This window comes from Streptomyces sp. NPDC059256, assembly GCF_042753785.1.
In the GTDB taxonomy this organism is placed as follows: Bacteria; Actinomycetota; Actinomycetes; order Streptomycetales; family Streptomycetaceae; genus Streptomyces.
The window spans coordinates 89,558-113,197 of record NZ_JBHYZO010000011.1 but is presented as its reverse complement, the minus strand read 5'-3'; the positions used below and the strand labels follow the sequence as shown (position 1 = coordinate 113,197).

General features: G+C 68.6%; 23 protein-coding genes. 7 read left to right on the top strand and 16 right to left on the bottom strand.

The window, feature by feature from the left end; translation table 11 throughout:
- Positions 1-7: 7 nt before the first annotated feature.
- The 4 genes from ACFXJL_RS23095 to hmgA all read right to left on the bottom strand — a co-directional run bounded on the left by ACFXJL_RS23095 (position 8) and on the right by hmgA (position 4,732).
- Entirely contained in the window at positions 8-1,204 is a 1,197-nt protein-coding gene (locus ACFXJL_RS23095; RefSeq protein ID WP_358878284.1) for a CaiB/BaiF CoA-transferase family protein, read from the bottom strand.
- Positions 1,205-1,398: 194 nt separating this feature from the next.
- Entirely contained in the window at positions 1,399-2,571 is a 1,173-nt protein-coding gene (locus ACFXJL_RS23090; RefSeq protein WP_384695229.1) for a type ISP restriction/modification enzyme, read from the bottom strand.
- A 70-nt stretch (positions 2,572-2,641) separates the two neighbouring features.
- Positions 2,642-3,394: a GntR family transcriptional regulator gene (locus ACFXJL_RS23085; protein WP_358878282.1), complete on the bottom strand. Its 753-nt coding sequence runs from the start codon at positions 3,392-3,394 to the stop codon at positions 2,642-2,644.
- A 12-nt stretch (positions 3,395-3,406) separates the two neighbouring features.
- Positions 3,407-4,732 (bottom strand): homogentisate 1,2-dioxygenase, encoded by a 1,326-nt coding sequence (gene hmgA, locus ACFXJL_RS23080; RefSeq protein WP_384695225.1) that lies wholly within the window; start codon positions 4,730-4,732, stop codon positions 3,407-3,409.
- 614 nt (positions 4,733-5,346) lie between these two features.
- On the opposite strand from hmgA, the gene ACFXJL_RS23075 reads away from it, so the two are divergent.
- The gene (locus ACFXJL_RS23075; RefSeq protein WP_384695222.1) at positions 5,347-6,786 is read left to right on the top strand and encodes a CitMHS family transporter; all 1,440 of its coding nucleotides are present in this window, start codon (positions 5,347-5,349) and stop codon (positions 6,784-6,786) included.
- A gap of 475 nt (positions 6,787-7,261) precedes the next feature.
- Positions 7,262-8,632, top strand: coding sequence for an ABC transporter ATP-binding protein (locus tag ACFXJL_RS23070; RefSeq protein ID WP_358878279.1), 1,371 nt, complete (start codon positions 7,262-7,264; stop codon positions 8,630-8,632).
- 853 nt (positions 8,633-9,485) lie between these two features.
- Here the strand turns inward: ACFXJL_RS23070 and ACFXJL_RS23065 are convergent.
- Positions 9,486-10,151 (bottom strand): TetR/AcrR family transcriptional regulator, encoded by a 666-nt coding sequence (locus ACFXJL_RS23065; RefSeq protein WP_358878278.1) that lies wholly within the window; start codon positions 10,149-10,151, stop codon positions 9,486-9,488.
- Between the two features lie 238 nt (positions 10,152-10,389).
- Between ACFXJL_RS23065 and ACFXJL_RS23060 the strand changes: the two genes are divergently transcribed.
- Together ACFXJL_RS23060 and ACFXJL_RS23055 are read left to right on the top strand one after the other, a co-directional pair.
- Complete coding sequence (locus tag ACFXJL_RS23060; protein WP_384695218.1) at positions 10,390-11,031, top strand: TetR/AcrR family transcriptional regulator; 642 nt, start codon at positions 10,390-10,392, stop codon at positions 11,029-11,031.
- 295 nt (positions 11,032-11,326) lie between these two features.
- Positions 11,327-11,539, top strand: coding sequence for a DUF4287 domain-containing protein (locus ACFXJL_RS23055; RefSeq protein WP_384695215.1), 213 nt, complete (start codon positions 11,327-11,329; stop codon positions 11,537-11,539).
- Positions 11,540-11,651: 112 nt separating this feature from the next.
- Here the strand turns inward: ACFXJL_RS23055 and ACFXJL_RS23050 are convergent, their stop codons facing one another.
- Positions 11,652-12,113 (bottom strand): MaoC family dehydratase, encoded by a 462-nt coding sequence (locus tag ACFXJL_RS23050; protein ID WP_384695212.1) that lies wholly within the window; start codon positions 12,111-12,113, stop codon positions 11,652-11,654.
- A 289-nt stretch (positions 12,114-12,402) separates the two neighbouring features.
- Between ACFXJL_RS23050 and soxR the strand changes: the two genes are divergently transcribed.
- Positions 12,403-12,969, top strand: a complete 567-nt coding sequence (gene soxR, locus ACFXJL_RS23045) for a redox-sensitive transcriptional activator SoxR (RefSeq protein WP_384695209.1) — start codon at positions 12,403-12,405, stop codon at positions 12,967-12,969.
- 141 nt (positions 12,970-13,110) lie between these two features.
- Here soxR and ACFXJL_RS23040 read toward each other — a convergent pair whose 3' ends face one another.
- The 5 genes from ACFXJL_RS23040 to ACFXJL_RS23020 all read right to left on the bottom strand — a co-directional run bounded on the left by ACFXJL_RS23040 (position 13,111) and on the right by ACFXJL_RS23020 (position 17,527).
- Positions 13,111-13,722, bottom strand: a complete 612-nt coding sequence (locus tag ACFXJL_RS23040) for a hypothetical protein (protein ID WP_384695206.1) — start codon at positions 13,720-13,722, stop codon at positions 13,111-13,113.
- Positions 13,723-14,217: 495 nt separating this feature from the next.
- Positions 14,218-15,537 carry a serine-threonine protein kinase gene (locus ACFXJL_RS23035; RefSeq protein WP_384695345.1) on the bottom strand — a complete coding sequence of 440 codons (1,320 nt, stop codon included), beginning with the start codon at positions 15,535-15,537 and terminating at the stop codon, positions 14,218-14,220.
- Between the two features lie 204 nt (positions 15,538-15,741).
- Complete coding sequence (locus tag ACFXJL_RS23030) at positions 15,742-15,930, bottom strand: hypothetical protein (RefSeq protein WP_384637432.1); 189 nt, start codon at positions 15,928-15,930, stop codon at positions 15,742-15,744.
- A gap of 39 nt (positions 15,931-15,969) precedes the next feature.
- Positions 15,970-16,101 carry a hypothetical protein gene (locus ACFXJL_RS23025; RefSeq protein ID WP_384695203.1) on the bottom strand — a complete coding sequence of 44 codons (132 nt, stop codon included), beginning with the start codon at positions 16,099-16,101 and terminating at the stop codon, positions 15,970-15,972.
- Between the two features lie 181 nt (positions 16,102-16,282).
- On the bottom strand, positions 16,283-17,527 hold the full coding sequence (locus ACFXJL_RS23020) for a DUF1343 domain-containing protein (protein WP_358878269.1): 1,245 nt from the start codon (positions 17,525-17,527) through the stop codon (positions 16,283-16,285).
- A 327-nt stretch (positions 17,528-17,854) separates the two neighbouring features.
- On the opposite strand from ACFXJL_RS23020, the gene ACFXJL_RS23015 reads away from it, so the two are divergent.
- A complete protein-coding gene (locus ACFXJL_RS23015; protein ID WP_384695200.1) occupies positions 17,855-18,448 on the top strand; it encodes a TetR/AcrR family transcriptional regulator in 594 nt (197 codons plus the stop codon).
- Between the two features lie 66 nt (positions 18,449-18,514).
- Here the strand turns inward: ACFXJL_RS23015 and ACFXJL_RS23010 are convergent, their stop codons facing one another.
- The 4 genes from ACFXJL_RS23010 to ACFXJL_RS22995 form a co-directional block, all read right to left on the bottom strand.
- The gene (locus ACFXJL_RS23010; protein WP_384695198.1) at positions 18,515-18,811 is read right to left on the bottom strand and encodes a hypothetical protein; all 297 of its coding nucleotides are present in this window, start codon (positions 18,809-18,811) and stop codon (positions 18,515-18,517) included.
- Positions 18,812-18,970: 159 nt separating this feature from the next.
- On the bottom strand, positions 18,971-19,267 hold the full coding sequence (locus tag ACFXJL_RS23005; RefSeq protein WP_358878324.1) for a DUF202 domain-containing protein: 297 nt from the start codon (positions 19,265-19,267) through the stop codon (positions 18,971-18,973).
- Between the two features lie 89 nt (positions 19,268-19,356).
- Positions 19,357-19,755 (bottom strand): DUF202 domain-containing protein, encoded by a 399-nt coding sequence (locus ACFXJL_RS23000; RefSeq protein WP_329016466.1) that lies wholly within the window; start codon positions 19,753-19,755, stop codon positions 19,357-19,359.
- A 28-nt stretch (positions 19,756-19,783) separates the two neighbouring features.
- The gene (locus tag ACFXJL_RS22995; RefSeq protein WP_384637421.1) at positions 19,784-20,299 is read right to left on the bottom strand and encodes an NUDIX hydrolase; all 516 of its coding nucleotides are present in this window, start codon (positions 20,297-20,299) and stop codon (positions 19,784-19,786) included.
- 145 nt (positions 20,300-20,444) lie between these two features.
- Between ACFXJL_RS22995 and ACFXJL_RS22990 the strand changes: the two genes are divergently transcribed.
- Positions 20,445-22,100 (top strand): FAD-binding dehydrogenase, encoded by a 1,656-nt coding sequence (locus ACFXJL_RS22990; RefSeq protein ID WP_384695195.1) that lies wholly within the window; start codon positions 20,445-20,447, stop codon positions 22,098-22,100.
- Positions 22,101-22,231: 131 nt separating this feature from the next.
- Here the strand turns inward: ACFXJL_RS22990 and ACFXJL_RS22985 are convergent, their stop codons facing one another.
- Positions 22,232-23,629 carry a gluconate:H+ symporter gene (locus ACFXJL_RS22985; RefSeq protein WP_358878264.1) on the bottom strand — a complete coding sequence of 466 codons (1,398 nt, stop codon included), beginning with the start codon at positions 23,627-23,629 and terminating at the stop codon, positions 22,232-22,234.
- Positions 23,630-23,640: the final 11 nt, after the last annotated feature.

The window sequence follows — 23,640 nt, the reverse complement described above, 5'->3', positions numbered from 1 at the left end:
CCCGCGCTCAGGCGACCACGCCCTCCCGGTGTAGCGCTGCTGTCTCCTCCATCGTCATTCCCAAGGACGCCAGCAGCGCATCGGTGTGTTCACCCAGTGCGGGTACCGCTCCCATCAGGGCCTCCGGGCCACCCGGCAGGGTGATCGGAGGCAGGAGCGCCCTGAGTGGCCCGACCGGCGAGTCGATTTCCCGCCATCGGTCACGCGCCGCCAGTTGGGGATGTCCGGCCACATCCCTCACGGTGTTGAGACGGGCGCTGGCGATTCCCGCGGCGTCCAGCCGTTCCACGGCCTCCTCGGTGCCCAGTCGTGACAGTGCTTTGGCGACCGTTTCATCCGTGAGCTCGCGGTTCGCGGTACGAGCCGTGTTCGACGCGAATCGGGGATCGTCGGCGAGGGCGGGTTCATCGAGGACCTGCTCGGTCAGCCGACGCCACTCGCGGTCGTTCTGCACCGACAGCAGTACCTGTCCGCCGTCGGCGGTGGCGTAGGCGTCGTACGGTGCGATGACGGCATGAGCGACACCGGTGCGCACGGGCGGTTCACCACCGTGCATTCCATAGTGCAGTGGGTGGCCCATCCATTCGGCGAGGGACTCCAGCATGGAGATCTCCACCGGGCCGCCGAGGCCCGTGGTGCTTCGGCGGAGCAGGGCCGCGAGGACCCCGGAGAACGCGTACATCGCGGCGGAGATGTCGGCTGCCGGGATGCCCGCCTTGGCCGGCTCGTCGTGCGTACCCGTCACCGACACCAGTCCCGCTTCGCACTGGACGAGCATGTCGTACGCGCGCTTATGGGCGTACGGGCCCCCGGCGCCGTAGCCGGAGATGTCCACGGCGATCAGGCGGGGATGGGCGGCGCACAGGGTCGGCGCATCGAGGCCCAGCCGGGCCGCCGAGCCCTGGGCGAGATTCTGGACGAACACGTCCGCACCCGCGATCAGCCGTTGCACGATGGCGAGGCCGCGGGCGTCCTTGAGATCGACTGCCAGCGACTCCTTGCCCCGGTTGCACCAGACGAAGTGGGAGGCGAGCCCCCGTGCCGCCGTGTCGTAGTCCCGGGCGAAGTCACCGCCGTCCAACCGCTCGATCTTGATGACACGTGCACCTAGATCGGCGAGTTGACGCGTGGCGAACGGGGCCGAGACGGCCTGTTCGATGGCGACCACCGTGATGCCGTCGAGCGGCAGGGGTTGAGTGCGCATGGCCCGTCTTATCGCGTGTACCACCCAAATGTCATCAGACATCCGCTGTGAGGTACGTCCCGGACCTTGTGCGCATGGTGTGCCTCGCGCCCTAAATGGGGCCATTGCGTAGGCGCCCCCACGTCTGGTGCCTCATGTCCCGCGTATGAGGGGAGGGCTACCGGGGTCGTTCCTTTGCATCCTTCGGAAACGACCTAGAGCAGGGCGAACTGTCCCTCCGGGCCCTCCTCGCAGTGGTCGAGGACGGACGCGGGGCGGCGTGCTTCCGTAGGCACGGGCAGCACCTCCGGCACTTCGATGAGATCACTGCCTGCCAGCTCCCGCAGAAAGTCGTCGCGGTCCGAGCCCACCTCGCTGAGCAGGCTCAACACCGTGATCAGTGCCAAGAGCTCGGACGTCCACTCCTGGGGCCAGACCGTTGGCCGAAGAGCGTCCAGCGTCCCCGGTTCGACCGGAGAGGTGCGGTTGTCGAACCAGAGGTCCAGGACCCGCACTCCGCCCTGCTGGAACTCCCACGCACCGATCGGAACAGGAGAGATCCGACCGGTGCCGACCTCCAGCGTCTCCTGTGCACGGTCATAGACCAGCGCGCTGGGCCAGGACGGAAGTGCGGTACGCACATAGGGACGACGGCCCCCAGGCAACCTCGGTCGCTGTCTGCCGTGCACTCCCCGGAGTTGGATCTCCATCAGTCGGCGGCCGATGTCGATGCCCAGGGACCAGAGCGCGGGATCGGCGGGCAGCGGCACCGCACAGCCCGTCGGGGAGTGCTCGCTCGCCGCGGTCACCCAGGCGAGTGCGTCCTCCGGCGCGACCTGCTGGCCGTACCGGCGTTCCAGGGCGTTCAGGAGGCCGGGGGCGAGGTTCGGTTCGACGCCTCCGGGGCGACGGTAGAACGGTCGGATGCGGCCGGGGCGTCCCGCAGGCGCATGGCCGTCCGGCAGCAGCCCGGACACGAGTACGGCCGGTCCCCGGTGCTGCTGGGGCCCGGGCTGTTCCAGGACGAAGACCTGCCGTTCGTCCGCCACGCGCCACAGTTCTGGCCGTGCGGAATCGATGAGCCGGTGGTCGGGGATCAGCCACTGCTGGTCGAAGGGACCGTGCAGGATCCGCACCGGTTCGGGGCAGCGGCCGTCCTCCTGGGCGAAGCGCCCGGTCGCGGTGCGCTGGCCCGGGAGTTGGCCCACGGCGGTACGCGGCGTCCGGCCCCTGGTGCAGCCGAAGAGGGCGTCCCGCTCGGTGCCCCGTGTCGTCACCAGCCTGTCCCAGCGGGCCCTGAGGGTCTCCGGATCCGGAGCGAGCACCCAGGAGCGCCCCGTCCGCAAGGGGCGTACGCCCCACGGCATCAGGTCGTCGAGCATCGGCATACGGACATCCTCCCCGACGCGCCCTCCGCGCACTCCATGGACCAGGAGCCGACGGCCGCCTGCGCGGGCCCTACTCGGCGTCGACGGTCACCGAGAAGGAGAAGCGGTCGCCCCGATAGCGGATGCGGGCCACATCGACCACTCGGCCGGTCACATCACAGGTCACGCCCGTGTAGTGCAGGATCGGACTCAACAGGGGCACTTGGAGGAGTTCCGCCGTCTGTGGGTCCGCGAGCCGCGCCTCCACCGTGTCCGTGATCCGCCCGATCCGGATGCCCACCACGTCCCGCAGCACCTTGGTCATCGGCCAGCGCTCCAGGTCCTTCACATCCAGCCGAGCGGCCACATCCGGTCGTACCGCGTTCTGGGCCCAGTTGGTCGGCTCACCGCTCTCCCCGTCACAGCGCAGCCGCCGGTAGCTGACCACTTCGGTCAGATCGGGGAAGTGTTCGATGAGTTCCCCCGGCACCGGTTCGGGGCCGTGGCCGAGGATCGTCGTCAGCTCGCCGGACTGCTGGGCCACGATCGCGTCGATCGACCCCAGCAGTCGGCGGGGTGCTCCTCGACGGGCGCCCGGTTCGATGAAGGTGCCCCGCCGACGATGCCGGCTGATGAGCCCCTCCTCCTCCAACTCCTTCAGGGCCTGCCTCATGGTCAGCACGCTCACCCCGTAGTGCGCGGCGAGCTGTTCTTCCGTGGGCAGGCGCAGTGACGCATCGGGCGTGCGCCCCAATATGGAAGCGCGCAGCGACTGCGAGACCTGGTACCACAACGGCAGCTTGCGGTTGAGGACCAGTGAGTCGGGAGCGAAGGAGGAGGGCACGGGGACTCCGTATCAGGACCTGAAATGACGCTCAAGACCCTGCCACACCTCGTCGTAACCCTTCTGGAGATGGGGGGCGTTGGCCGCCTGCTCGGTGGCGGTCACGGGCCAGCGGGTCTCGAACATGAAGGCGAGTCCGTCGTCGATCTTCTGGGGCTTGAGCTCGGCCGCACTGGCTCGGTCAAAGGTCTCCCGGTCGGGGCCGTGGGCCGACATCATGTTGTGGAGCGAACCGCCGCCCGGTACGAAGCCACCTTCGCCGGCCGTCTTGGCATCGTACGCACCTTCGATCAGGCCCATGTACTCGCTCATCACATTGCGGTGGAAGTACGGCGGCCGGAAGGTGTCCTCACCGACCAGCCAGCGCGGCGCGAAGACCACGAAATCGACTCCCGCGAGACCGGGGGTGTCCGACGGGGAGGTCAGCACGGTGAAGATCGAGGGATCCGGATGGTCGTAGGAGATCGTGCCGATCACATTGAAGCGCCGCAGGTCGTAGACGTACGGGACGTGATTGCCGTGCCAGGCCACCACATCGAGCGGTGAATGGGGATAGGTCGCGGCCCACAGGTTGCCGCAGAACTTGGTGACCACCTGCACCGGGTGGTCGACGTCATCCTCGTACGCCGCGGTGGGGGCGAGGAAGTCGCGGGCGTTGGCGAGTCCATTGGCGCCGATCGGGCCCAGGTCGGGGAGTTGGAAGGGCTGACCGTAGTTCTCGCAGACGTAACCGCGTGCGCGGGCGTCCAGGAGCTCCACCCGGAAGCGGACTCCGCGCGGGATGAGCGCCACCTCCCCGGGACGCGCTGCCAGTCGACCCAGTTCGGTGACGAGCAGCAGTCCACCGTCTTCGGGGACGATCAGCAGCTCGCCGTCGGCGTTGCTGAAGACCCGGTCCATGGGGGCGTTGGCGTGGTAGAGGTGCACGGCCATGCCCGAGCGCTGGGTTGCGTCGCCGTTTCCACCGAGCGTCCACAGTCCGGTGAGCCAGTCGGTGTTCGGCGCGGGGTCAGGCTGGGGGCTCCAGCGCAGCCGGTTGGGGTCGGGCACGGTCTCGGTGAAGGGGGCGCTGCGCAGCGAACCGTTGTCGATGCGGCTGAAGCGGGGATGGGCTGCCGAGGGGCGGATGCGGTACAGCCAGGAACGGCGGTTGCCGGCGCGCGGCTCGGTGAACGCGGAGCCGCTGAGCTGTTCCGCGTACAGCCCGAGGGCGGCGCGCTGCGGGGAGTTGCGGCCCTCGGGGAGGGCTCCCGAGACGGCCTCGGAGCTGTGTTCATTGCCGAAGCCGGTGGAGTACGTCAGTGAGGCGGCGGTCTTGCGTGCCTGCTCGGTCCTCACGGGCTGCGCCCCTGCCCGTCCGGACTGCGTGTGCTGGGTCTGCCCGATCCCGTTCATCATCCGCTCCCGGTGCCGAAAGAATCCTATGGACAACCGTAGGATTGCAGGAGTGTTACGTCAACGGCATCGCAGTCGCAGGATGCACCGCGAGTCTCATGAGGCGCTTGTGGCCAGAGGTGCGACATTCCGAGGAAAGTGTCCATATCGTGGACTGTCGGGCTCGGTCTGCGGAATGAACGCGGTGTGACGAGCGATCTGAGGGCGCCTCCCACGACAGAGAGGGATGCTCCATGGGGCTCGCTGCTCGGCGGCTCGGTGTCCCTGCGGGAACGACCGGGTGTCGTCGGCCGTTCGGGTCAGGCGGGGGAGCGAGAGCCGCCGGCCGCGAGAGGGTGTGGCGGCCCGTGGGCGTGCGATGTGCCGGGGGTGGACTGGAAGCCATCGGGGCAGTAAGAGAGCAGTAAGAGAGGAGGTCAACGCGCTCACTGGGTTGACCTGGTGTTTTGCTCGTATTGCTCGCATGTCAACACCTTGTTAACAGCTTTTGGTGCCACCTAACGTCGTCCGGACCGCCGAACCGGTGGGAGTTCAAGGATGAACGTGAGGTTCCCCCCATGCTGACAATCCTCGGCTTCACCATGATCGCGACCTTCCTGGTCTTGATCATGATGAAGAAGATGTCGCCCATCGCGGCACTGGTCCTGATCCCGGCCCTGTTCTGTGTGCTCGTGGGCAAGGGCGCGCACCTCGGTGACTACGTCATCGAAGGCGTCGGCAACCTCGCACCCACCGCGGCGATGCTGATGTTCGCGATCGTCTACTTCGGCGTGATGATCGACGTCGGCCTCTTCGACCCGATCGTCCGGGCCATCCTGCGCTTCTGCAAGGCTGACCCGATGCGGGTCGTGGTCGGCACGGCCCTGCTCGCGGCGATCGTCTCGCTCGACGGCGACGGCTCCACCACCTTCATGATCACCGTTTCGGCGATGTACCCCCTCTACAAGCGGCTGAAGATGAGCCTGGTCGTCATGACCGGTGTCGCCGCCACCGCCAACGGAGTGATGAACACGCTGCCCTGGGGTGGCCCCACCGCCCGCGCCGCGACGGCGCTGAAGCTCGACGCGGCCGACATCTTCGTACCCATGATCCCCGCGCTCGCCGCCGGACTGCTGTTCGTCTTCGCCCTCTCCTACGTACTCGGCATGCGGGAGCGCAAGCGCCTCGGCTACCTCTCGCTGGACGAGGCACTGACCCCCGAGTCGGACACCGTGTTGGTCGGCGCCGGTGGCGGGTCCGACACCCTGACCAAGGGCCGCAAGGGCAAGGGCAAGGGCACGGGCGGTACGGCCGACGCACCCGGTGCCTCCTCCGGTTCGGCAGCACCTGATGCCGATGCCGATGCCGACGAGGGCTTCCAGGGGCTCGACCCCAACCGTGAGACCCTGCGCCCCCGCCTCTACTGGTTCAACGCCGGGCTCACCATCACCCTGCTCACGGCCATGATCATGGAGTTGCTGCCCATCCCGGTGCTCTTCCTCCTCGGCGCGGCCCTCGCACTGACCGTGAACTACCCGAACATGGCCGACCAGCGGGCCCGCATCGGTGCGCACGCGGAGAACGTCCTGAACGTCTCCGGCATGGTCTTCGCCGCTGCGGTCTTCACCGGAGTCCTCACCGGCACCGGCATGGTCAAGCACATGGCCGACTGGTTGGTGGGCGCCATCCCCGAGGGCATGGGCCCCCACATGGCCATCGTCACCGGACTGCTCAGCCTCCCGCTCACGTACTTCATGTCGAACGACGGCTTCTACTTCGGCGTGCTGCCGGTGCTCGCGGAAGCCGGTGCCGCCCATGGAGTCTCCCCGCTGGAGATCGCCCGCGCCTCTCTCGTCGGCCAGGCGCTCCACATGTCCAGCCCCCTGGTTCCCGCGGTCTACGTACTTGTCGGCATGGCCAAGGTCGAGTTCGGGGACCACACCCGCTTCACCGTGAAATGGGCCGCGCTCACCTCGCTCGTGGTGCTCGCGGCGGGCGTCGCCATCGGGATCATCTGACGGCTGAAGGCCCTTAGGGACACCCTGTGGATAGGGGCCCGGTGCACACAGAACCCGGCAAGATCCGGAAGAAGCCCTAGAGCGTCAGGGGTGTGGGAACCGATTCGATCACATCGGTTCCCACACCCCTGACGCATTCGTGCTCCGCTGTACACGGGGAACTACTCTCCGTCCCCTTCAGGGGAAGCCGTCCAAGGGGGCACCCGGTCGTATCGCCTGGTGAGATGCCCGAGGTGGCGACGTCTGCTTTTGTCACGCTTGGCGTGCTCCTGGCGGCGGCGATGGCTTCGATCAGGTGTACGGAAGCCAACTCACGGGGAATACAAAGCCGTTCAAGATTCCACCCGCTCAAGGCCGCGGAGAGCCGCTCCGGACCGAAAGCATTGTTTCAATTTGCGTCCATGTCATTCCCCGCCCGGGAGTATTCGACTATTTTCAAGCCCCCAGCCGCTCCCCACATCCCCCGGCGGAACATATGACTCGCGCTATTACCCTGCAGAGTGTCAGCAAGCGATACGGACGAGCTGCCCGTGCCGTCGACCGATTCAGTCTCGACGTCAAACCGGGCGAATTCGTCGTCCTCCTGGGCCCCTCGGGCTGCGGGAAAACGACCGTTCTCCGCATGATTGCCGGACTGGAAGCGATCACCGACGGCGAGCTCCTCCTCGATGGAGAACCCGCCGGACATTTGTCCCCGGGCGATCGATCCATGGCCATGGTGTTCCAGAACTTCGCCCTCTACCCGAACATGACGAACCGCGACAACATCGGCTTCCCCCTCCGGGTGGGCGACCCCCGCGGGGACCGCCGTCCCCACGTCGACGCCACCGCCCGCATGCTCGGCATCGAGGATGTCCTCGACCGCTACCCGTACCAACTCTCCGGCGGCGAACGGCAGCGGGTCGCCATGGGGCGGGCCATCTCGCGGCAGCCCTCGGTCTTCCTGATGGACGAGCCCCTGTCCAATCTGGAAGCCAAGCTGCGCAACCGGCTGCGAGCGGAGATCGCCCAGCTCACCAAGGAGATGGGCGTCACCACCATCTACGTCACCCAGGACCAGGCCGAGGCCATGTCGCTGGGGGACAGGGTCGGGGTGATGCGCGGAGGGGTCCTCCAGCAGGTCGGGAGCCCGCGCGACATCTACGCCGTACCGGACAACGTGTTCGTGGCCGCGTTCATCGGCACCCCCCGGATCAATCTGCTCCAGGCCGTCGTCCATGCGCCACTGGACGGCGGGATGTCACTCGACCTCGGCCGACAGCGGCTGACCATGCCCGAACCGCTCAGCGTGGACCATCAACTGCTGCGCATCCAACAGGGGCGGCAGATCATCGTCGGACTGCGCTCCGAGGCCACCAGGATCGCCGTCCCCAGCCAGGCCCGCCCGGGCGAGGTGCCGCTGACGGGCACGGTCGAGTACACCGAGTACCAGGGGCACGAGGCCCTGTTGTACGTCAACATCGGCTCACGGTCGGCCATCGTGCCCAATCTGGAATCGCCTCGACCCGCCGTGTCCCGGCGCCGACTGCGCAATGCGTCGAAGGACAGCGGCAGCTTCCTGACCAGGTGGAAGGAGAAGATGAACACCTACGTCTCCGGCCCGCCCGCCCTCTTGGAGGAGTCGGGACCCCAGCCGTACGGGCCGCCTGCCGGATACGGACCGCACGACCCGGGGCGTCCCCCCGCCCCCGCGAGTTCGCTCGTCGTCAGGACCAGCCCCAACCTCTGGCTCCAGCCCGGTGCCCGGGTACCGCTGCTGGTCGATCTCGCCCACCTCTACGTCTTCGACCACTACGGCAGACGCATCTGTCCTGCTCCCGCGGAAATGCTCGACATCGAAGGCTGAGGTTGATGGGCCCCTGAGCCCACTGGGGCCGGGGCCCATGGCACCGGAGAGCCCGTAGCCACGACCCGAGCGCATCCGCCCGAACTGCGGGAAGGCGTTCTGGAGACCGACAGCACCACCCCTCTGCACGGCCGAGTGGAGCCACTCGCCACGGCGTTGCGCTACGGCAGTGTGTCCCGCCTCTGGCCCGGGACGATGGAACGGAACGGAAGGCCGCACCGCTGGGACGCCGACCCCCTGCGGCAAGCGCCACCGCAAGCCATGAGCCGAGCCCACCCGTGAAGGGGACCCTTGGTGTGCTCCCGTCCAGCTTCAGTTGCTCATCGACTCCGCCGCTGGTCAAGGTACGGATGTCGCCATTGCTCCCCTCACCACCGGGCTCCCTGTGGCTGCTGTCCCCCGATCGCGCCGCTGGTCGGCGCGGAGATGAGTGCTGGCCGGTATGCATGGCAGAGAACGGACGGTCGTACGGTTCCGATCGGGGACTTTCGCAAGACCCTTTCGTTCCCGGTCTGCGTTTATGTGAATTGCCGGCCATGCTGCGCCGGCCAACTTCCATGGCCGTGCACGTGCGTCGCGGCTTGATTTCGAGGGTGCTGCCACTCGGCATCAGGGAGTGAGTGTGATTGCAGTGACGATTTCACAGCCCTTCGTCGGGCGGCATCGACAGAGGGAACTGGTGGAGTTCTAGCCATTTACCGCACTACGCGAATCGATGCCGATGTGCTCGGTTGCCTAGGCGTTCAGACGGTCCGGCGCGGTTTTGGGGGGAGGTCGCGACGGGAGGGATTTTCGGCTGTATCCATAAATGAAAGAACGTTGTATTTACCGGAGCGCCAAGGTGAAATGGGTGTCATATGCGCTGGGATGCGGTGGCCTCGAACTGAATCCTCAGCCCGTCGATGATCGCCCGCAGACCCGTCTCGAACGCCCGCTCGTCGACCTGCTCCTGTCGTTCCGCCAGCAGGTGCGCCTGCCCCAGGTGCGGATAGTCGGCGGGGTCGTACGCCGCCTGGTCGTCGACGAAGCCCAAGGCGAAGGAGCCGAGGGCCGAGCCGGTGATGAAGTACCGCATCAGTGCGCCGATGGAGGTCGCCTGCGCCGGTGGCCAGCCCGCCCGCACCATCGCCCCGAAGACCGCGTCGGCCACCCGGAGTCCGGCGGGTCGGCGGCCCGGACCCCGTGCGAGCACCGGGACGATATGCGGATGGGTGGTGAGGGTCGTGCGGTAGGCGACCCCCCAGGCGTGCAGCGCGGTGTCCCAGCTCCAGTCGCCGGGGTGCGCGGTCGCCCGTTCGTCGAACATCGAGAGATCGACCTCGGCCTGGACCGAGTCCGCGACCGCCTCCAGGATTTCGTCCTTGGTGCGGAAGTGGTGGTACAGCGAGGGGCCGCTCACGCCCAGCTCCGCCGCCAACCGCCGGGTGGAGACGGCCTCCACGCCCTCCGCGTCGACGAGTGAACCCGCCGTCTCGACGATGCGTTCTCGGCTCAGGAGGGGCTTGTGCGGTCGGGCCATGCGCCACATCGTAGGGCCTGCCCGGCTGCGTCCGGCCGTCGCCGCCGACCAGCGGGCTGCCCGGTGGGTGCGCGGGTGGGATCGCCCGGTCGCCTTCGGATGTGGTCGGCCCGGTGCGTTCGCTTCACCGCGGGCGGACTCGATCCGCAGAGCTGTCCGCTCGGCCCCCAGTCCGTCTCTAAGCGCTTGCTCATGGGTGCGGGTATGGTTTCCTCCAGCGGATAGGAAGGGGCGCGCGATGACTGCGGCCGAGGAGATGACCTGCGACGACGTGCCGTGGGGAGAGGTCTCGCCCGAGGCGGCGAGGAAGCTCCTCATCGCCGCGGTGGAAGCCTTCGCCGAACGCGGCTACCACGCCACGACGACGCGGGACATCGCGAGCCGGGCCGGGATGAGCCCCGCGGCGCTCTACATCCACTACAAGACGAAGGAAGAACTGCTCCACCGCATCAGTCGCATCGGGCATGTCCGGGCCCTGGCGGTCCTGGCCACCGCGGGCGAGCGCGAGGGGACACCCCGGGAACGGCTGGCGGACGCCGTCAGCTCGTTCGTGCGCTGGCACGCCGGTCGTCATGACACCGCCCGGGTGGTGCAGTACGAACTCGAAGCGCTCTCGCCCGAGCACCGTACGGAGATCGTGGAGCTACGGCGGCGCAGTGACGCCGTCATCCGCGGCATCCTGCGGGACGGGGTGGAATCCGGCGAGTTCGACGTGCCCGACGTTCCCGGAACCACACTCGCCGTGCTCTCCCTCTGCATCGACGTGGCCCGGTGGTTCAACTCCAAGGGGCGCCGCACCCCGGAGGAGGTCGGGGAGCTCTACGCCGATCTCGTACTCCGCATGGTCTCGACGCCTGCGGGGCCCGGCGCGGACCGGTGAACTGTTCGGTTCGGTGACCATCTGTTTCCCGCCTGCGGCCGGGCCGTCCTCGATCGCCCGTGGATGCCCCAGGGGCAAGCGGCCGCGGGCGGGCGCAGGCCGCATGGGTCACGGGGCCAACCGTGGCGACTCCTGTGACCCACATCACTCTGGCTCAATCGATGACCTTTGCCTTCCTCCGCGGTCAAACCCACAGGACCACCGCGATGCCCACGTCCCAGCGGGGCACCAACCGCATCGCCCACACTGACTGCACTGACTGCACTGACTGCATCGACTCAGAGGAACCAGCGATATGACGAACGCAGCCAACGGACCCGCCAGCTACTTCCCGTCCATCGAGAAGAAGTACGGGCGCCCGGTGGTGGAGTGGAAGGAACTGATCCGCTCGTCACCCCTGACCAAGCACATGGAACTCGTCGCCTGGTTGAAGGCGGAACACGGGCTGGGCCACGGTCATGCCAACGCGCTCGTCGCCCACACCCTCGCCGAGGACACCGGACGGTGAACGCGCCGGGCCGGGTGAGGCGGCGACCCGTCCCCACCCTCCTTGCGGGTGCCCGGCACCCAGCCCGGACGGTCCGCGTCTGCGAACCGCTCAGGAGTAGTAGCGGAACTGCTCAGAAGTAGTAGCGGGAGACCGAGTCGGCCACGCACACCGGCTTGTCACCGCCCTCGCGCTCGACCGTCACCCGAGTGGTGACCTGGACCCCGCCACCGGCCTCCGTGACGTTCTGCACGACTACCGTCGCCCGTAGCTGCGACCCCACCGGAACCGGCGCCGGGAAGCGCACCTTCTCCGTGCCGTAGTTGAGGCCCATCTTCGCTCCGTCCACCCGCATCACCTGGGGTACCAGGACAGGGAGCAGGGAAAGGGTGAGATAGCCGTGGGCGATGGTCGTCCCGAACGGACCGTCCGCCGCCCGTACCGGATCCACATGGATCCACTGGTGATCGCCGGTCGCCTCGGCGAAGCGGTCGATCCTCTGTTGGTCGATCTCCAGCCAGTCGCCCGGTCCCAACTGCTCGCCGACCGCGGCGGCCAGCTCGGCTGCGGAAGTGAAGGTCCTCGGCTCGGCCATGGCCCTGATCCCTGCCTCTCACGTACTGGCTCCCCTGGAAGCCGCCACGGTCTCACCGTACAGAACCGCGGACACAGGGTCCGGTCGGCGCGATGTGGGGATGTCCTCGGCCCGCCGGTGTAGACGGGGCGGTGCGGACGGGCCGTGCCGGCGGTTCGACGGGCGGTCGCACGAGGGTGTCCGATCGCCGTTCGCGGCCAGGGGGCAGCGGTCGGCGTTCAGGGGGTCAGGGGCGGCCCCGGTGGACCGTGCCATCCCGGGTGCGTCCCCGGCCCAGTAGGGTCGCCGGGTGCCCCAGTTTTCCGAGACCACCCAGGAGCTGACCGTCGGCCAGCTCTCGCAGCGCAGTGGTGCGGCCGTGTCCGCACTGCACTTCTACGAGTCCAAGGGGCTCATCAACAGCCGTCGTACCACCGGGAACCAGCGGCGCTACTCCAGGGACACCCTTCGTCGGGTCGCCTTCGTCCGTGCCGCGCAACGAGTCGGCATCCCGCTGGCGACCATCAGGGACGCGCTGGCCGAACTGCCCGAGGAGCGCACCCCGAATCAGGACGACTGGGCGCGGTTGTCACAGGCGTGGCGCAGCGAGTTGGACACCCGCATCAAGCAGTTGGCGCGTTTGCGCGATCATCTGACCGACTGCATCGGCTGTGGCTGTCTGTCGCTGGAGAACTGTGTCCTGTCCAACCCGGACGACACCTTCGGTCAGCGGATGGCGGGCTCCCGACTCCTGCCCGTGCGCCGCGAGGCTGAGCACACCGAGACCGCCCAGAACACCGCGACCGCCCAGAACGCTGCGACCGCTGGGAACGCCCAGAACGCCGCGAACGCTGGGAGCACAGGGAACACTGGCTGAGTTCCGCACCGCACCCATGGCGTACCGATGCCGACCGGGGGCGGCGTGCCGGTGAGTGCCCCCGTGCACTCACCGCGGGTGCGGACGGCGGTCCACGCGGTACCGAAGGGCGGTCCGCGTTCGATTCCCGCTGCGTGCCGCTCAGGCGACCGACGCCCATGCCACTCGCCCGACGGCCTTGGCCGCGGCCACCGCATCGGACGTCAGTACGGGTCGGGGCACCACGATTCCGCAGCCCAGGCAGACGGGTCCGCTCCAGGGCTCGTGTGCGAGGTTCTTGCGCCACTCGATCTCCCTCGCTCCGCAGGCCGGACAGGACTCACCCGGCTCCCTGCCCAATGCCTCGATCAGCCGGCGCAGCACCTCGTCGAGCGGTGCCGTGGGGTGGACGCTCGGGGTGTCGCAGCGTGCGACTCCATGACCGCCCCAGGTGCGCCGGTGCCAGTCGTCGAAGGACGACGGCCGTCGCAGTCCACCGTGCTTCTCCCGTTTGCGGCGGTCCGCGAAACTCTCCTCGTACGCGAGCCAGACCGCACGCGCCCGTTCCAACTCCTCCAGTGCGGCCACCAGCCGCGCTGGGTCGGGAGCCCGGTCCTCGGGCTCGATGCCGTGCCGGGCGCAGAGGTGATCCCATGTCGCCCGATGCCCATAAGGGGCAAATCGCTCAAGGCACTTACGCAGTGAGTAGCGCCGGAGCGCCAAATCACACCGCGCATCGCGCACCTGTCTCGCAAGACTCCTGAAGCCGGCCATGCACTGCCACCTCCGTCGCTGGTACATCGGCGTTGGTGTATGGACGTACGACTGCCCGATCCGGCTCCATCGAAAATCCGATGGGGCCCATTAATGAAACGTTCCTACGATGGCGGGTGGGGTCGCACCTGCGCCGATGTCCTGTTGTCCCGTCCGTCTCGGAGCCCGAACTGCCCATCCGTGCCCCGAACCCATCGTGGGAAGACTGCCCCTGAAGACTGCCCCGAATGCCCGTGGGCAAGGGAGCGAGTTGCCGGACGTTTCCCATCGCACCGCGCACTTCGGGTCCGTACGGCTCTCGTCGATCGCCGTGCGCCCCCCGACCTTCCATGGGCGACCCGGCACCCGACGGGCTCAGACCCGGCACCCGTCGGGCTCACAGGAGTGCCGAAGCCGCGACCGGGTACCCGGAGTCACGAAGGACCGCGCCCGCAGCCCGGCACAGTCCGCGGTCCGCCCGTGTTCCACGGTTCGTCCGGTGCGGTCCTGCCGGGCTCAGCGGCCCAGACGCCCCGCTGAGACGACCACACGGGCCAACTCCTCGTGGCAGATGTCACTGTGCGCGCCGGACGGCGGCCCCCCGCGCCGCACCACCTCCGCGCAGTCGACGCTCACACAGCCGGAAGCGGGAACTCCGCGCGCCAGGGCCTGGGCGAGCGACAGCCGTACCGAGGGCGAGCGCACGGCCTGGACGCCGTTGTACCCGACCGCCCACCAGCGGCGATCGAGGCCGATCGCATGGCGGTCGTCCCCGGCGAGTCGGGAGGCCAGGGGGTAGATCACGCCGAGCGCACTGTCGTGTCGGGAGTGGCAGGCCACCAAGGGCCCGTCGATCCGCTGTTCCATGCTGCGCAGCGCGCCCGCGTTGTGCGTGGCGTGGGGGAGGCTGGGAGCGAAGGCGTAGTGCGAGAAGGCGCCCTGGAGCAGAGTCACCGACTTCACGGAGCGCACCCCGTCCGGAAGCCCCTTCAAGGCGAAGGACACCAGTCGCGCGCCTTGGCTGTGGCCCACGAGATGGACCCGTATGCCCGGTCGGGTACGGGCCAGTTGGCCGAGGAGCGGACCGAGCCCCAGTTCGCCGACCGCACCGGCCCGGCGCTTCATGGCGTAGTAGGTGGTCTGGCGCAGCAGTTCCTTGGCGCCCTTCCAGGTCTTCTGGAACCCCTCGCCCAGGGAGTCGACGGAGAGTGTGGCGATGTCGGCGGGGTCCTTCTGGTCGCGGGCGAGGGCGAACAGTTGGCACAACTCGAAAGCGTCCTCGAAGTACAGGGCGGGCGGCCCCTGCTCGTCCTGCGGGAGGTCGGTGGTGAAACACGTCTCCAGCCCGCCCGCGGGTGCCTCGGTCAACTCCCGGGCCAGCCGTCCGAACTCGGCGAACGCCTCCCGGGACGCAGGGCGCTCGGTGAGGAGGCCCGCGAGCCGGGCCACGGTGGACTCGTGTCCGGGGAAGACCGCGTTCAAAGCGGTCTGGCTGGGTCCGTCCAGCGTGGTCGGGTCCGTCGCCGCGATCCGGTGTGCCACCGTCTCGGGGGCGGCGAACAGCGAGGGGTCGAAGTTGGGGACGGGTTCGTCGGTGAACCTCATGGAGGGCCAGACGATTCCCCCGTACCCCAACCGTATTTTCGGTCCCAGCAGGGCCGGGAAGGGTGCGAAGAAGGATGAGTACAGCCGCTGGGCGACCGAAGGCGAGTTGTTCCAGCCGTGTGCGAACAGCACGAGATCCGTGACGTCCATCCGCAGCAGCCGATCGCGCTGCGCGGTGTTGACATCCCCGTCCTTGTCGAAGGTGATGTCCTGATAGGGCGCAACGCTCATCCCCGCCATACCGTCCTCCCCCGGGTGGGCCTGCCTGTGTAGGAAGCATCCTGCGTACCGGAGGGAACGGCCAGCCCTCCGACCGGGACAGTCCCAGGTAGTCGACTTCGAGCGGGCCGAAGTCGGCGCGAAGTCGACGAAGTACTGCGGGACGCCCCGTCGCAAACGTGGTTGGACCGACCGGCGGAACTCCTTCCGCCCTGGTCAGAGCAGATCGGCCGGGGCGATCCTGGGGAGGTGGATCAGTACGTCGTACGACGGAGCCAGCCGTACCGCCTGGGGCGGATCGGGCCACACGGCGCCGATGCTGCGGACCGGACGGGCGGTGTTGAGCCAGGTGCGCGCGATGGACGGCACCGTGCGCAGGCCGATCGTGTCGCTCTGCCGGGACACCCGCTCCAGCACCACTTCGGCGCTGCCCGCCTCGGGCAGTCACACCGAGAAGGTGCGCACGGGCTCGGCCGGATCGGTCAGATCAAGGGCGCGGAGAAATCCCTGTCCGAAGGTGAAGCCCACGTTCACGTACACGTCGCCGACCAGGTCCCGAAGGAAGGCACCCTGCACCTTCGGATACTGCGCGGTGTTGCTGGATTCGTCCCACCTGTCCGTTGTGCGCTGACAGCAGTACGCGACGCCCGGTCTGGCGCTGTCACCACACCGTGCCCACTGGGGGCGCCGGGGCCGCGCGGTGATCGAACTGGCACGCCCCCTGGAATTCGCCAGGTAGGTGGGGCCATCCCCCGTGTCAGTACCGCAGATACCTCCTGCGGACCCGGCGGAACGCGGCCAGTTCATCCCGCCAGGACCCCACGACCTCATCGGTGTCCGCTCCGGCGTCGATGAGCGTGCGGACCTTGGTCGATCCGGTGAGCTTGTCGATCCAGTTGTTGTTGACCCACTGGAATCCGGGCCAGACGGCCCGCGCGGTCACCAGGAGGCCGATGCCGGTGCGCACCGGATCGAAGGCGTCCCGGTCATGGACGTGGAGTTGGAGACCGCCGCAGGTCTTGCCGACGTGCTTGTTGAACGTGGGGGTGAAGTACGCCTCGCGGAAGTGCACTCCCGGCAGGGCCAATGACTGCGCCGCCTGCGCCCAGCGGCGATCGACCCCAGGCGCCCCCAGCAGTTCGAACGGGCGGGTCGTCCCGCGCCCTTCCGACAGGCTGGTGCCTTCGAAGAGACAGGTTCCCGAGTAGACCAGCGCGGTGTCCGGGGTCGGCATGTTGGGGCTCGGTGGTACCCACGGCAGTCCGGTGTCCCCGAAGTGGTCCGAACGCCGCCAGCCCGACATCCGTACGGTGGCCAGGTCCACCGGATCGTCCTTGAGGAACTCGCCGTTGAAGAGCAGGGCCAACTCGGCCACGGTCATACCGTGTGCCTGGGCGATCCGCTGGCGGCCGACGAACGAGGCGAAGGCCGGTTCCAACACCGGTCCCAGGGCTGCCCTGCCGCTCACCGGGTTTGGTCGGTCGAGCACGACGAAACGTTTACCCGCGAGCGCCGCCGCCTGCATGCAGTCGTACAGGGTCCAGATGTAGGTGTAGAAGCGGGCGCCCGCGTCCTGGATGTCGAAGACGATCGTGTCCACGCCCGACGCGGTGAAGACGTTCGCCAGCCGCTGCCCGCTCTGCTGGTAGGTGTCATAGACGGGCAGCCCGGTTGCCGGATCGTCGAAGCGCCCCTCCGAGCCGCCCGCCTGGGCCGTCCCCCGGAAGCCGTGCTCGGGTCCGAAGACCGCGACCAGGTCGATCCGTTCGTCACCGTGCATCACATCGACGATGTGGCGCACATCGGAGGTGACGCCGGTCGGGTTGGTGACCACGCCGACCCGCTGCCCGGACAACAGGGCGTACCCGTCGGCCGCGAGCCGGTCGAACCCGGTGTGCAACCGCCTGCGCACCGATGCGTGTGCGGTGGTGGCGTGTGTCCCGGCGGCCAGGGCGCCCACAGCCCCACCGGCGGCCAGTAGTCCCCTTCTGGTCAGCCCCATGTGCTTCCTTCCCAGCCGATTCCTGTCATGCTCACGCACGCTAGCGCTCTTGGTGACGGTAGGGAACGACCCGGTCGAAGCCGCGTCGCCCCCGGTCACGCCGCGCCACCCGGGTGGGCAGAACCAGTGGCCTGCCGGTGTTCGATCGGCCCTGGCGTCGACCCCGTCGTCCGTACGCCCCCGTCGGCGGAGGCGCGACCGTGACCCCCGATGGGAAGATCCCGGACAGATCGGCTGTTGTCCTGCCAGACGAATGCCGCAGACGAATGCAGCAGACGAAATGCCGCGGACGAACGCAGGAAACGGACGAAGGGCCGGTGGCGCACCATGGCCAGGACGACGGACGGGGACCACGGACCCGTACCGCAGAGACTGCTGGCCACCGCCACCCGGCTCTTCGCCCAACGCGGCTACGACCGCACCTCGGTCCAGGAGGTCGTCGAGTCCGCGGGGGTCACCAAGGGGGCCTTCTACCACTACTTCGACTCCAAGGAAGACCTGCTCCACGAGGTGTACGCCCGGGTGCTGCGCCTACAGCAGCAGCGGCTGGACGGCTATGCGGACGCGGGCGGACCGGTGGAGGACCGACTGCGGGAAGCGGCGGCGGACGTGGTGGTGACGACCATCGAGAACCTCGACGACGCCGAGATCTTCTTCCGTTCGATGCACCACCTCGGCCCCCAGAAGCGTCAGCAGGTACGGGCGGAACGCCGGCGCTATCACGAACGGTTCCGGGCGCTCGTGGAGGAGGGGCAGCGGAGCGGAAGGTTCTCCACGGCCACACCCGCCGACCTCGTCGTCGACTACCACTTCGGCTCGGTGCACCACCTGTCCACCTGGTACCGCGCCGATGGGCCCCTGAGCCCCCGCCAGGTCGCCGACCACCTGGCCGATCTGCTGATGCGGGCCCTGCGTCCCTAGCCGCGATGGACGCATCCCCTCCGGTCTGTGGCGACCGAGAAGTAGTGCTCCCGACCGTCCGAGCCCTCAGTGGTCGTCCCAGTGCCCCTCGTGGGCCGCGTGTCGATGCCCGTCGTGGAGGTAGTCGATGTGATCGCCGTGCTCCACGGCGGGGTGTCCACAGCCGGAGCCGTGTTCATGGGCGTGCCCGCTGTGCGAGATGTGCTCGCCCGGTTCGCACTCGTCCCAGTGGCCCGAGTGCTCGCGGTGGAGATGACCGTCGTGGGCGTAGTCGATGTGATCGCCGTGCAGGATTCCCGTGTGGTCGCAGGCCGGTCCATGGGCGTGCTCGTGCGCGGGATGCTGTTGGTGGAGTACGGCCATGACCCTCACCCTTGCCTAGGTTTCATGATGTTTGTGCCGTTCTGCTTACTTCCAGGTTAGTTCCCGGAGCGCGCTGCGCCCGGTGAGCAGCCATTCGGCGGTTCATCCCGTTTCGGCGGTCCATCGCCCAGCTGTTCAGCTGGTGGGCGCTGTTCATCGTCAGAGGACCATCGTGCTGGCGAAGGCGGCCAGGGCCACTGTGCACCCGGCGGCCAACAGGGCCGCCCCGGGCGACAGCGGCGCGGGGTGGGCGTTGCCTCCCAGCACCCTTATCCGTCGGTGGGCCGCCCGCAGGAACACCAGCGAGATCAGTACGCTCAGCGCCACGACGACCGTTCCCGCAGCATCCAGCCCGCCGTGCTCGCTACTGGCCACCTGCCGCCCGGCGAGCACGGCCGCCACGGTGAACGCCAGTGTCGTCCTGCGCCAAGCGAGCCGGGTGCGCTCCGGTTGCAGACCCGGGTCACGGTCCCCGTCCCACGGAAGGCTCCGCTCCGGAGGCCCCGAGCCGGGAGGCGGAGCCGGGGCCGCACCGGACGGCGCCTTCACCGGCCCTGCTCCCACCCCAGGAAGACCACCACGATCATCGCCACCGCGACCACGGCGATCACCAGGCTCACCAGCGCGGGGAAGCGCGACACCGGAAGGTCCTCACCGCGCCGCATCGCGCGCTCGCAACGCACCCAGTGGTTCACCGCGCGCAGCGCGCACAGCACTCCCGCCCCCAGCAACCCAAAGGCCAACCCCGCCCGTACGCCCCAGCGCAGATCGGGCAGGAACTGGTCCACGGCGAAGCCGCCGCCGATCAGCGCGAGCGCCGTACGCAGCCAGGCCAGGAAGGTGCGCTCGTTGGCGAGCGAGAAGCGGTAGTCGGGGGTGTCGCCCTCCTCCCGGACCCGTTGGGGGGCGAACCACAGCCGCAGACTCCGCAGAAAGCCGCTCACTCCACCGCACCTCTCATCGGACCGGGCCTCATCGCGCTCGTCCTCGGTGGGCCTTCAGCCGTTCATACGCAAACGAGCCGTCGGGTACCCAATCCCACTGGTCGAGTCGCTGTTCCAACTCGTCCTCCGTGAGGAAGGAGTGCCAGGCCACCTCCTCGGCCTGCGGGTTCACCGGGCCCTCGCAGCGCACCTGGTAGACGGCCGACCACCAGCTCTGGCCGTCGTTCTCGTAGAGGAAGCGGAACAGGGGCTCGGGCCGGGGGAGAGCGGCCGTGCCCAACTCCTCTTGGGCCTCCCGCAGGGCGGCGTCGTCGTACTCCTCGCCGGCTCCCACCACTCCGCCCACGAACATGTCGTACAGCGAGGGGAAGACCAGCTTGGTCGCCGTCCGGCGGTGCACGAAGATCCTGCCCCGGGCGTCGGTGGCCAGGACGAAGACGCAGCGGTGGCGCAGCCCGCGGGCGTACACCTCGGCGCGCGTGGCCCGGCCGATGACCCGGTCCCGCTCGTCGACGATGTCCAGCACCTCTTCAGCAGGATTCATGTGCGCCATACAACCACCGTCCCGGGCGGGGTACCCCTCGTACCCCTGTGCGGCCCCGCCCGCCCGTAGCTGTTGACGCGGTTACCGGCCCGTACCGAAGATCGGGAGTCCAACCGCCGCCCCCTGCCCACGAAGGACGGAAACCATGGCGTACGACGCTGATGTGATCGTGATCGGGGCGGGGCTCGCGGGACTGGTCGCCACCGCCGAACTCGTCGCCGCCGGACGCAAGGTCATCCTGCTGGACCAGGAGCCCGAGCAGTCGATCGGTGGCCAGGCTCACTGGTCGTTCGGTGGACTCTTCCTGGTCGACTCGCCCGAGCAGCGCCGGATGCGGGTCAGGGACAGCCGGGACCTCGCCCTCCAGGACTGGCTGGGCACCGCGGGCTTCGACCGCCAGGAGGACCACTGGCCGCGCCGCTGGGCCGAGGCGTACATCGACTTCGCCTCCGGGGAGAAGCGCGCCTGGCTCCACACCAGGGGAGTCCGGTTCTTCCCCGTCGTCGGCTGGGCGGAGCGCGGCGGCTACGACGCCCGTGGCCACGGCAACTCGGTACCCCGCTTCCACATCACCTGGGGAACCGGTCCCGGCCTCCTCGCCCCCTTCGAGCGCCGGGTGCGTGAAGGAGTCGACCGCGGCCTGGTCCAGGTGCGGTTCCGCCATCGCGTCACCGCTCTGAGCGGCAGTGGTGGCACCCTCGACACCGTCAGCGGCGAGGTGCTGGAACTGTCCGACGCACCGCGCGGCACCGCATCCGGTCGGGAGGTCGTCGGGGCCTTCGAACTCCGCGCGCAGGCGGTGATCATCACCAGCGGCGGCATCGGCGGCAACCACGATCTGGTCCGTGCCCAGTGGCCCGGCCGGCTCGGCGCACCACCGGCGAGGATGCTGTCCGGAGTCCCCGCCCATGTCGACGGACTGATGCTCGGGGTGGCGGAACGGGCCGGCGCCCACCACATCAACGGCGACCGGATGTGGCACTACACCGAGGGCATCGAGAACTGGGACCCGATCTGGGCCCGGCACGGCATCCGGATCCTCCCCGGCCCGTCCTCGCTCTGGCTCGACGCCCGGGGCCGTCGGCTGCCCGTGCCGCTCTTCCCGGGCTTCGACACCCTCGGCACCCTGGAACACATCATGCGTTCCGGACACGATCACACCTGGTTCGTCCTCGACCGGAAGACCATCGGCAAGGAGTTCGCACTCTCCGGCTCGGAACAGAATCCCGATCTGACGGGCAGGTCGGTCCGCGGAGTGCTGAATCGGGCGCGGGTCGCCGTGCCCGCCCCGGTACAGGCGTTCATGGACAACGGCGTCGACTTCGTCGTCGAGGATGACCTTTCGGCACTGGTGCGGGGGATGAACGCCCTCACCGATGAACCGCTGATCGACGAGGAGGAACTGCGGCGGGAGATCACTGCCCGCGACCGGGAGATCACCAACCCCTTCACCAAGGACCTCCAGGTCATGGCCATTCGGGGCGCGCGCCGCTATCTGGGCGACAAACTCATCCGCACGGCCGCCCCCCACCGCATCCTCGATGCCCGGTCCGGGCCGCTCATCGCCGTACGACTGAGCATCCTCACCCGCAAGTCGCTCGGCGGACTGGAGACGGACCTGTCATCGCGGGTGCTCGACGGGCGGGGGAACGTGCTCGCCGGGCTGTACGCGGCCGGTGAGGCGGCCGGGTTCGGAGGCGGTGGGATGCACGGCTACCGCTCGCTGGAGGGGACCTTCCTCGGCGGTTGCATCCTGTCGGGGCGGACGGCGGGACGGGCCGCCGCCCGATCGGTGGACTGAGGCCCGGCCTCAGCGGGCGGCGATGGCCGGCGAGGACCAGCGGACCGGGGTGGTCGGGATCCCGGCACGCGGAACGCACGCGGACGGGCCCCTCTCGACGAGAGGGGCCCGCGCCATGGATGGGACCTGCGCTACAGCACCAGTGAGAGCAGCAGGACGAAGACGATGCCGACCACCGAGATGATGGTCTCCATCACCGACCAGGTCTTGATCGTCTGTCCGACGGTCATGCCGAAGTACTCCTTCACCAGCCAGAACCCGGCGTCGTTGACATGGCTGAAGAAGAGGGAGCCACAGCCGATCGCCAGCACCAACAGCGCCGACTCGGTCGTGGTCATGCCGGCAGCCAGCGGTGCCACCAGTCCGGCGGCCGAGATCGTCGCCACCGTCGCCGAACCGGTCGCCAGTCGGATCGCCACCGCGATCAGCCAGGCCAGCAGCAGGGTGGGTATCGACCAGTTCTTGGAGAAGTCCAGGATCATCTGGCCCACACCGACGTCGATCAGGGTCTGCTTGAAGCCGCCGCCCGCACCGACGATCATCAGGACGCCCGCGATCGGGGCGAGCGACTTCTCGACCGTCGACGCCATCCGGTCCTTGGTGAACCCGGCGGCCCGGCCCAGGGTGAACAGACCCACGAGCACCGCGGCGAGCAGCGCGATCAGCGGGGAACCGATGACCTCGGTGACCTTCTGGACCGGGTTCTCCGGGTCGTCCACGACGATCTCGACCAGTGCGTTGGCCAGCATCAGTACGACGGGCAGCAACACCGTGAACACGGTCGCACCGAACCCGGGACGCTTGTCCAGGTCCTCGGAGGGGCGTGCCGGAATCATCTTCTCGGGCGCCGGGATGTCCACCCAGCGGGCGGCGTACTTGGAGAAGATCGGACCGGCGATGATCACGGTCGGGATGGAGACGAGCACACCGAGCGCCAGGGTCACACCGAGATTGGCGTCGAGGGCATCGATGGCGACCAGCGGACCGGGGTGCGGCGGAATCAGTCCGTGCATCACCGACAGACCGGCCAGGGCGGGGATGCCGATCCGCATCAGGGAGTAGTTGCCGCGCTTGGCGACCATCAGGACGACCGGGATCAGTAGGACGATGCCGACCTCGAAGAAGAGGGGCAGTCCGATCACGGACGCGATCAGCACCATGGCCCAGGGCATGGTGCGCCCGTTGGCCTTGGCGAGGATCGTGTCGACGATCTGGTCACCGCCGCCGGAGTCGGCGAGCAGCTTTCCGAGGATCGCGCCCAGCGCGATCAGCACACCTACCCCGGCGACCGTGGCGCCGAGCCCCTTGGAGAAGGACTCGATCGCCTTGCCGATGGGCGCCCCGGCGAGGGCGCCGAGCGTCAACGACCCGATGGTCAGGGCCAAGAAGGCGTGGAGCTTGAACTTGGTGATGAGCAGGACGATGACGGCGATGCCCGTCAGGACGGCTATGCCGAGCTGGGCGTTGCCCGCCGAGGTGATCGGCGCTGTGGCGTCCGCTGCCAGCATCTCGACACTGAGACTGGTCACGGTGGTTCCTC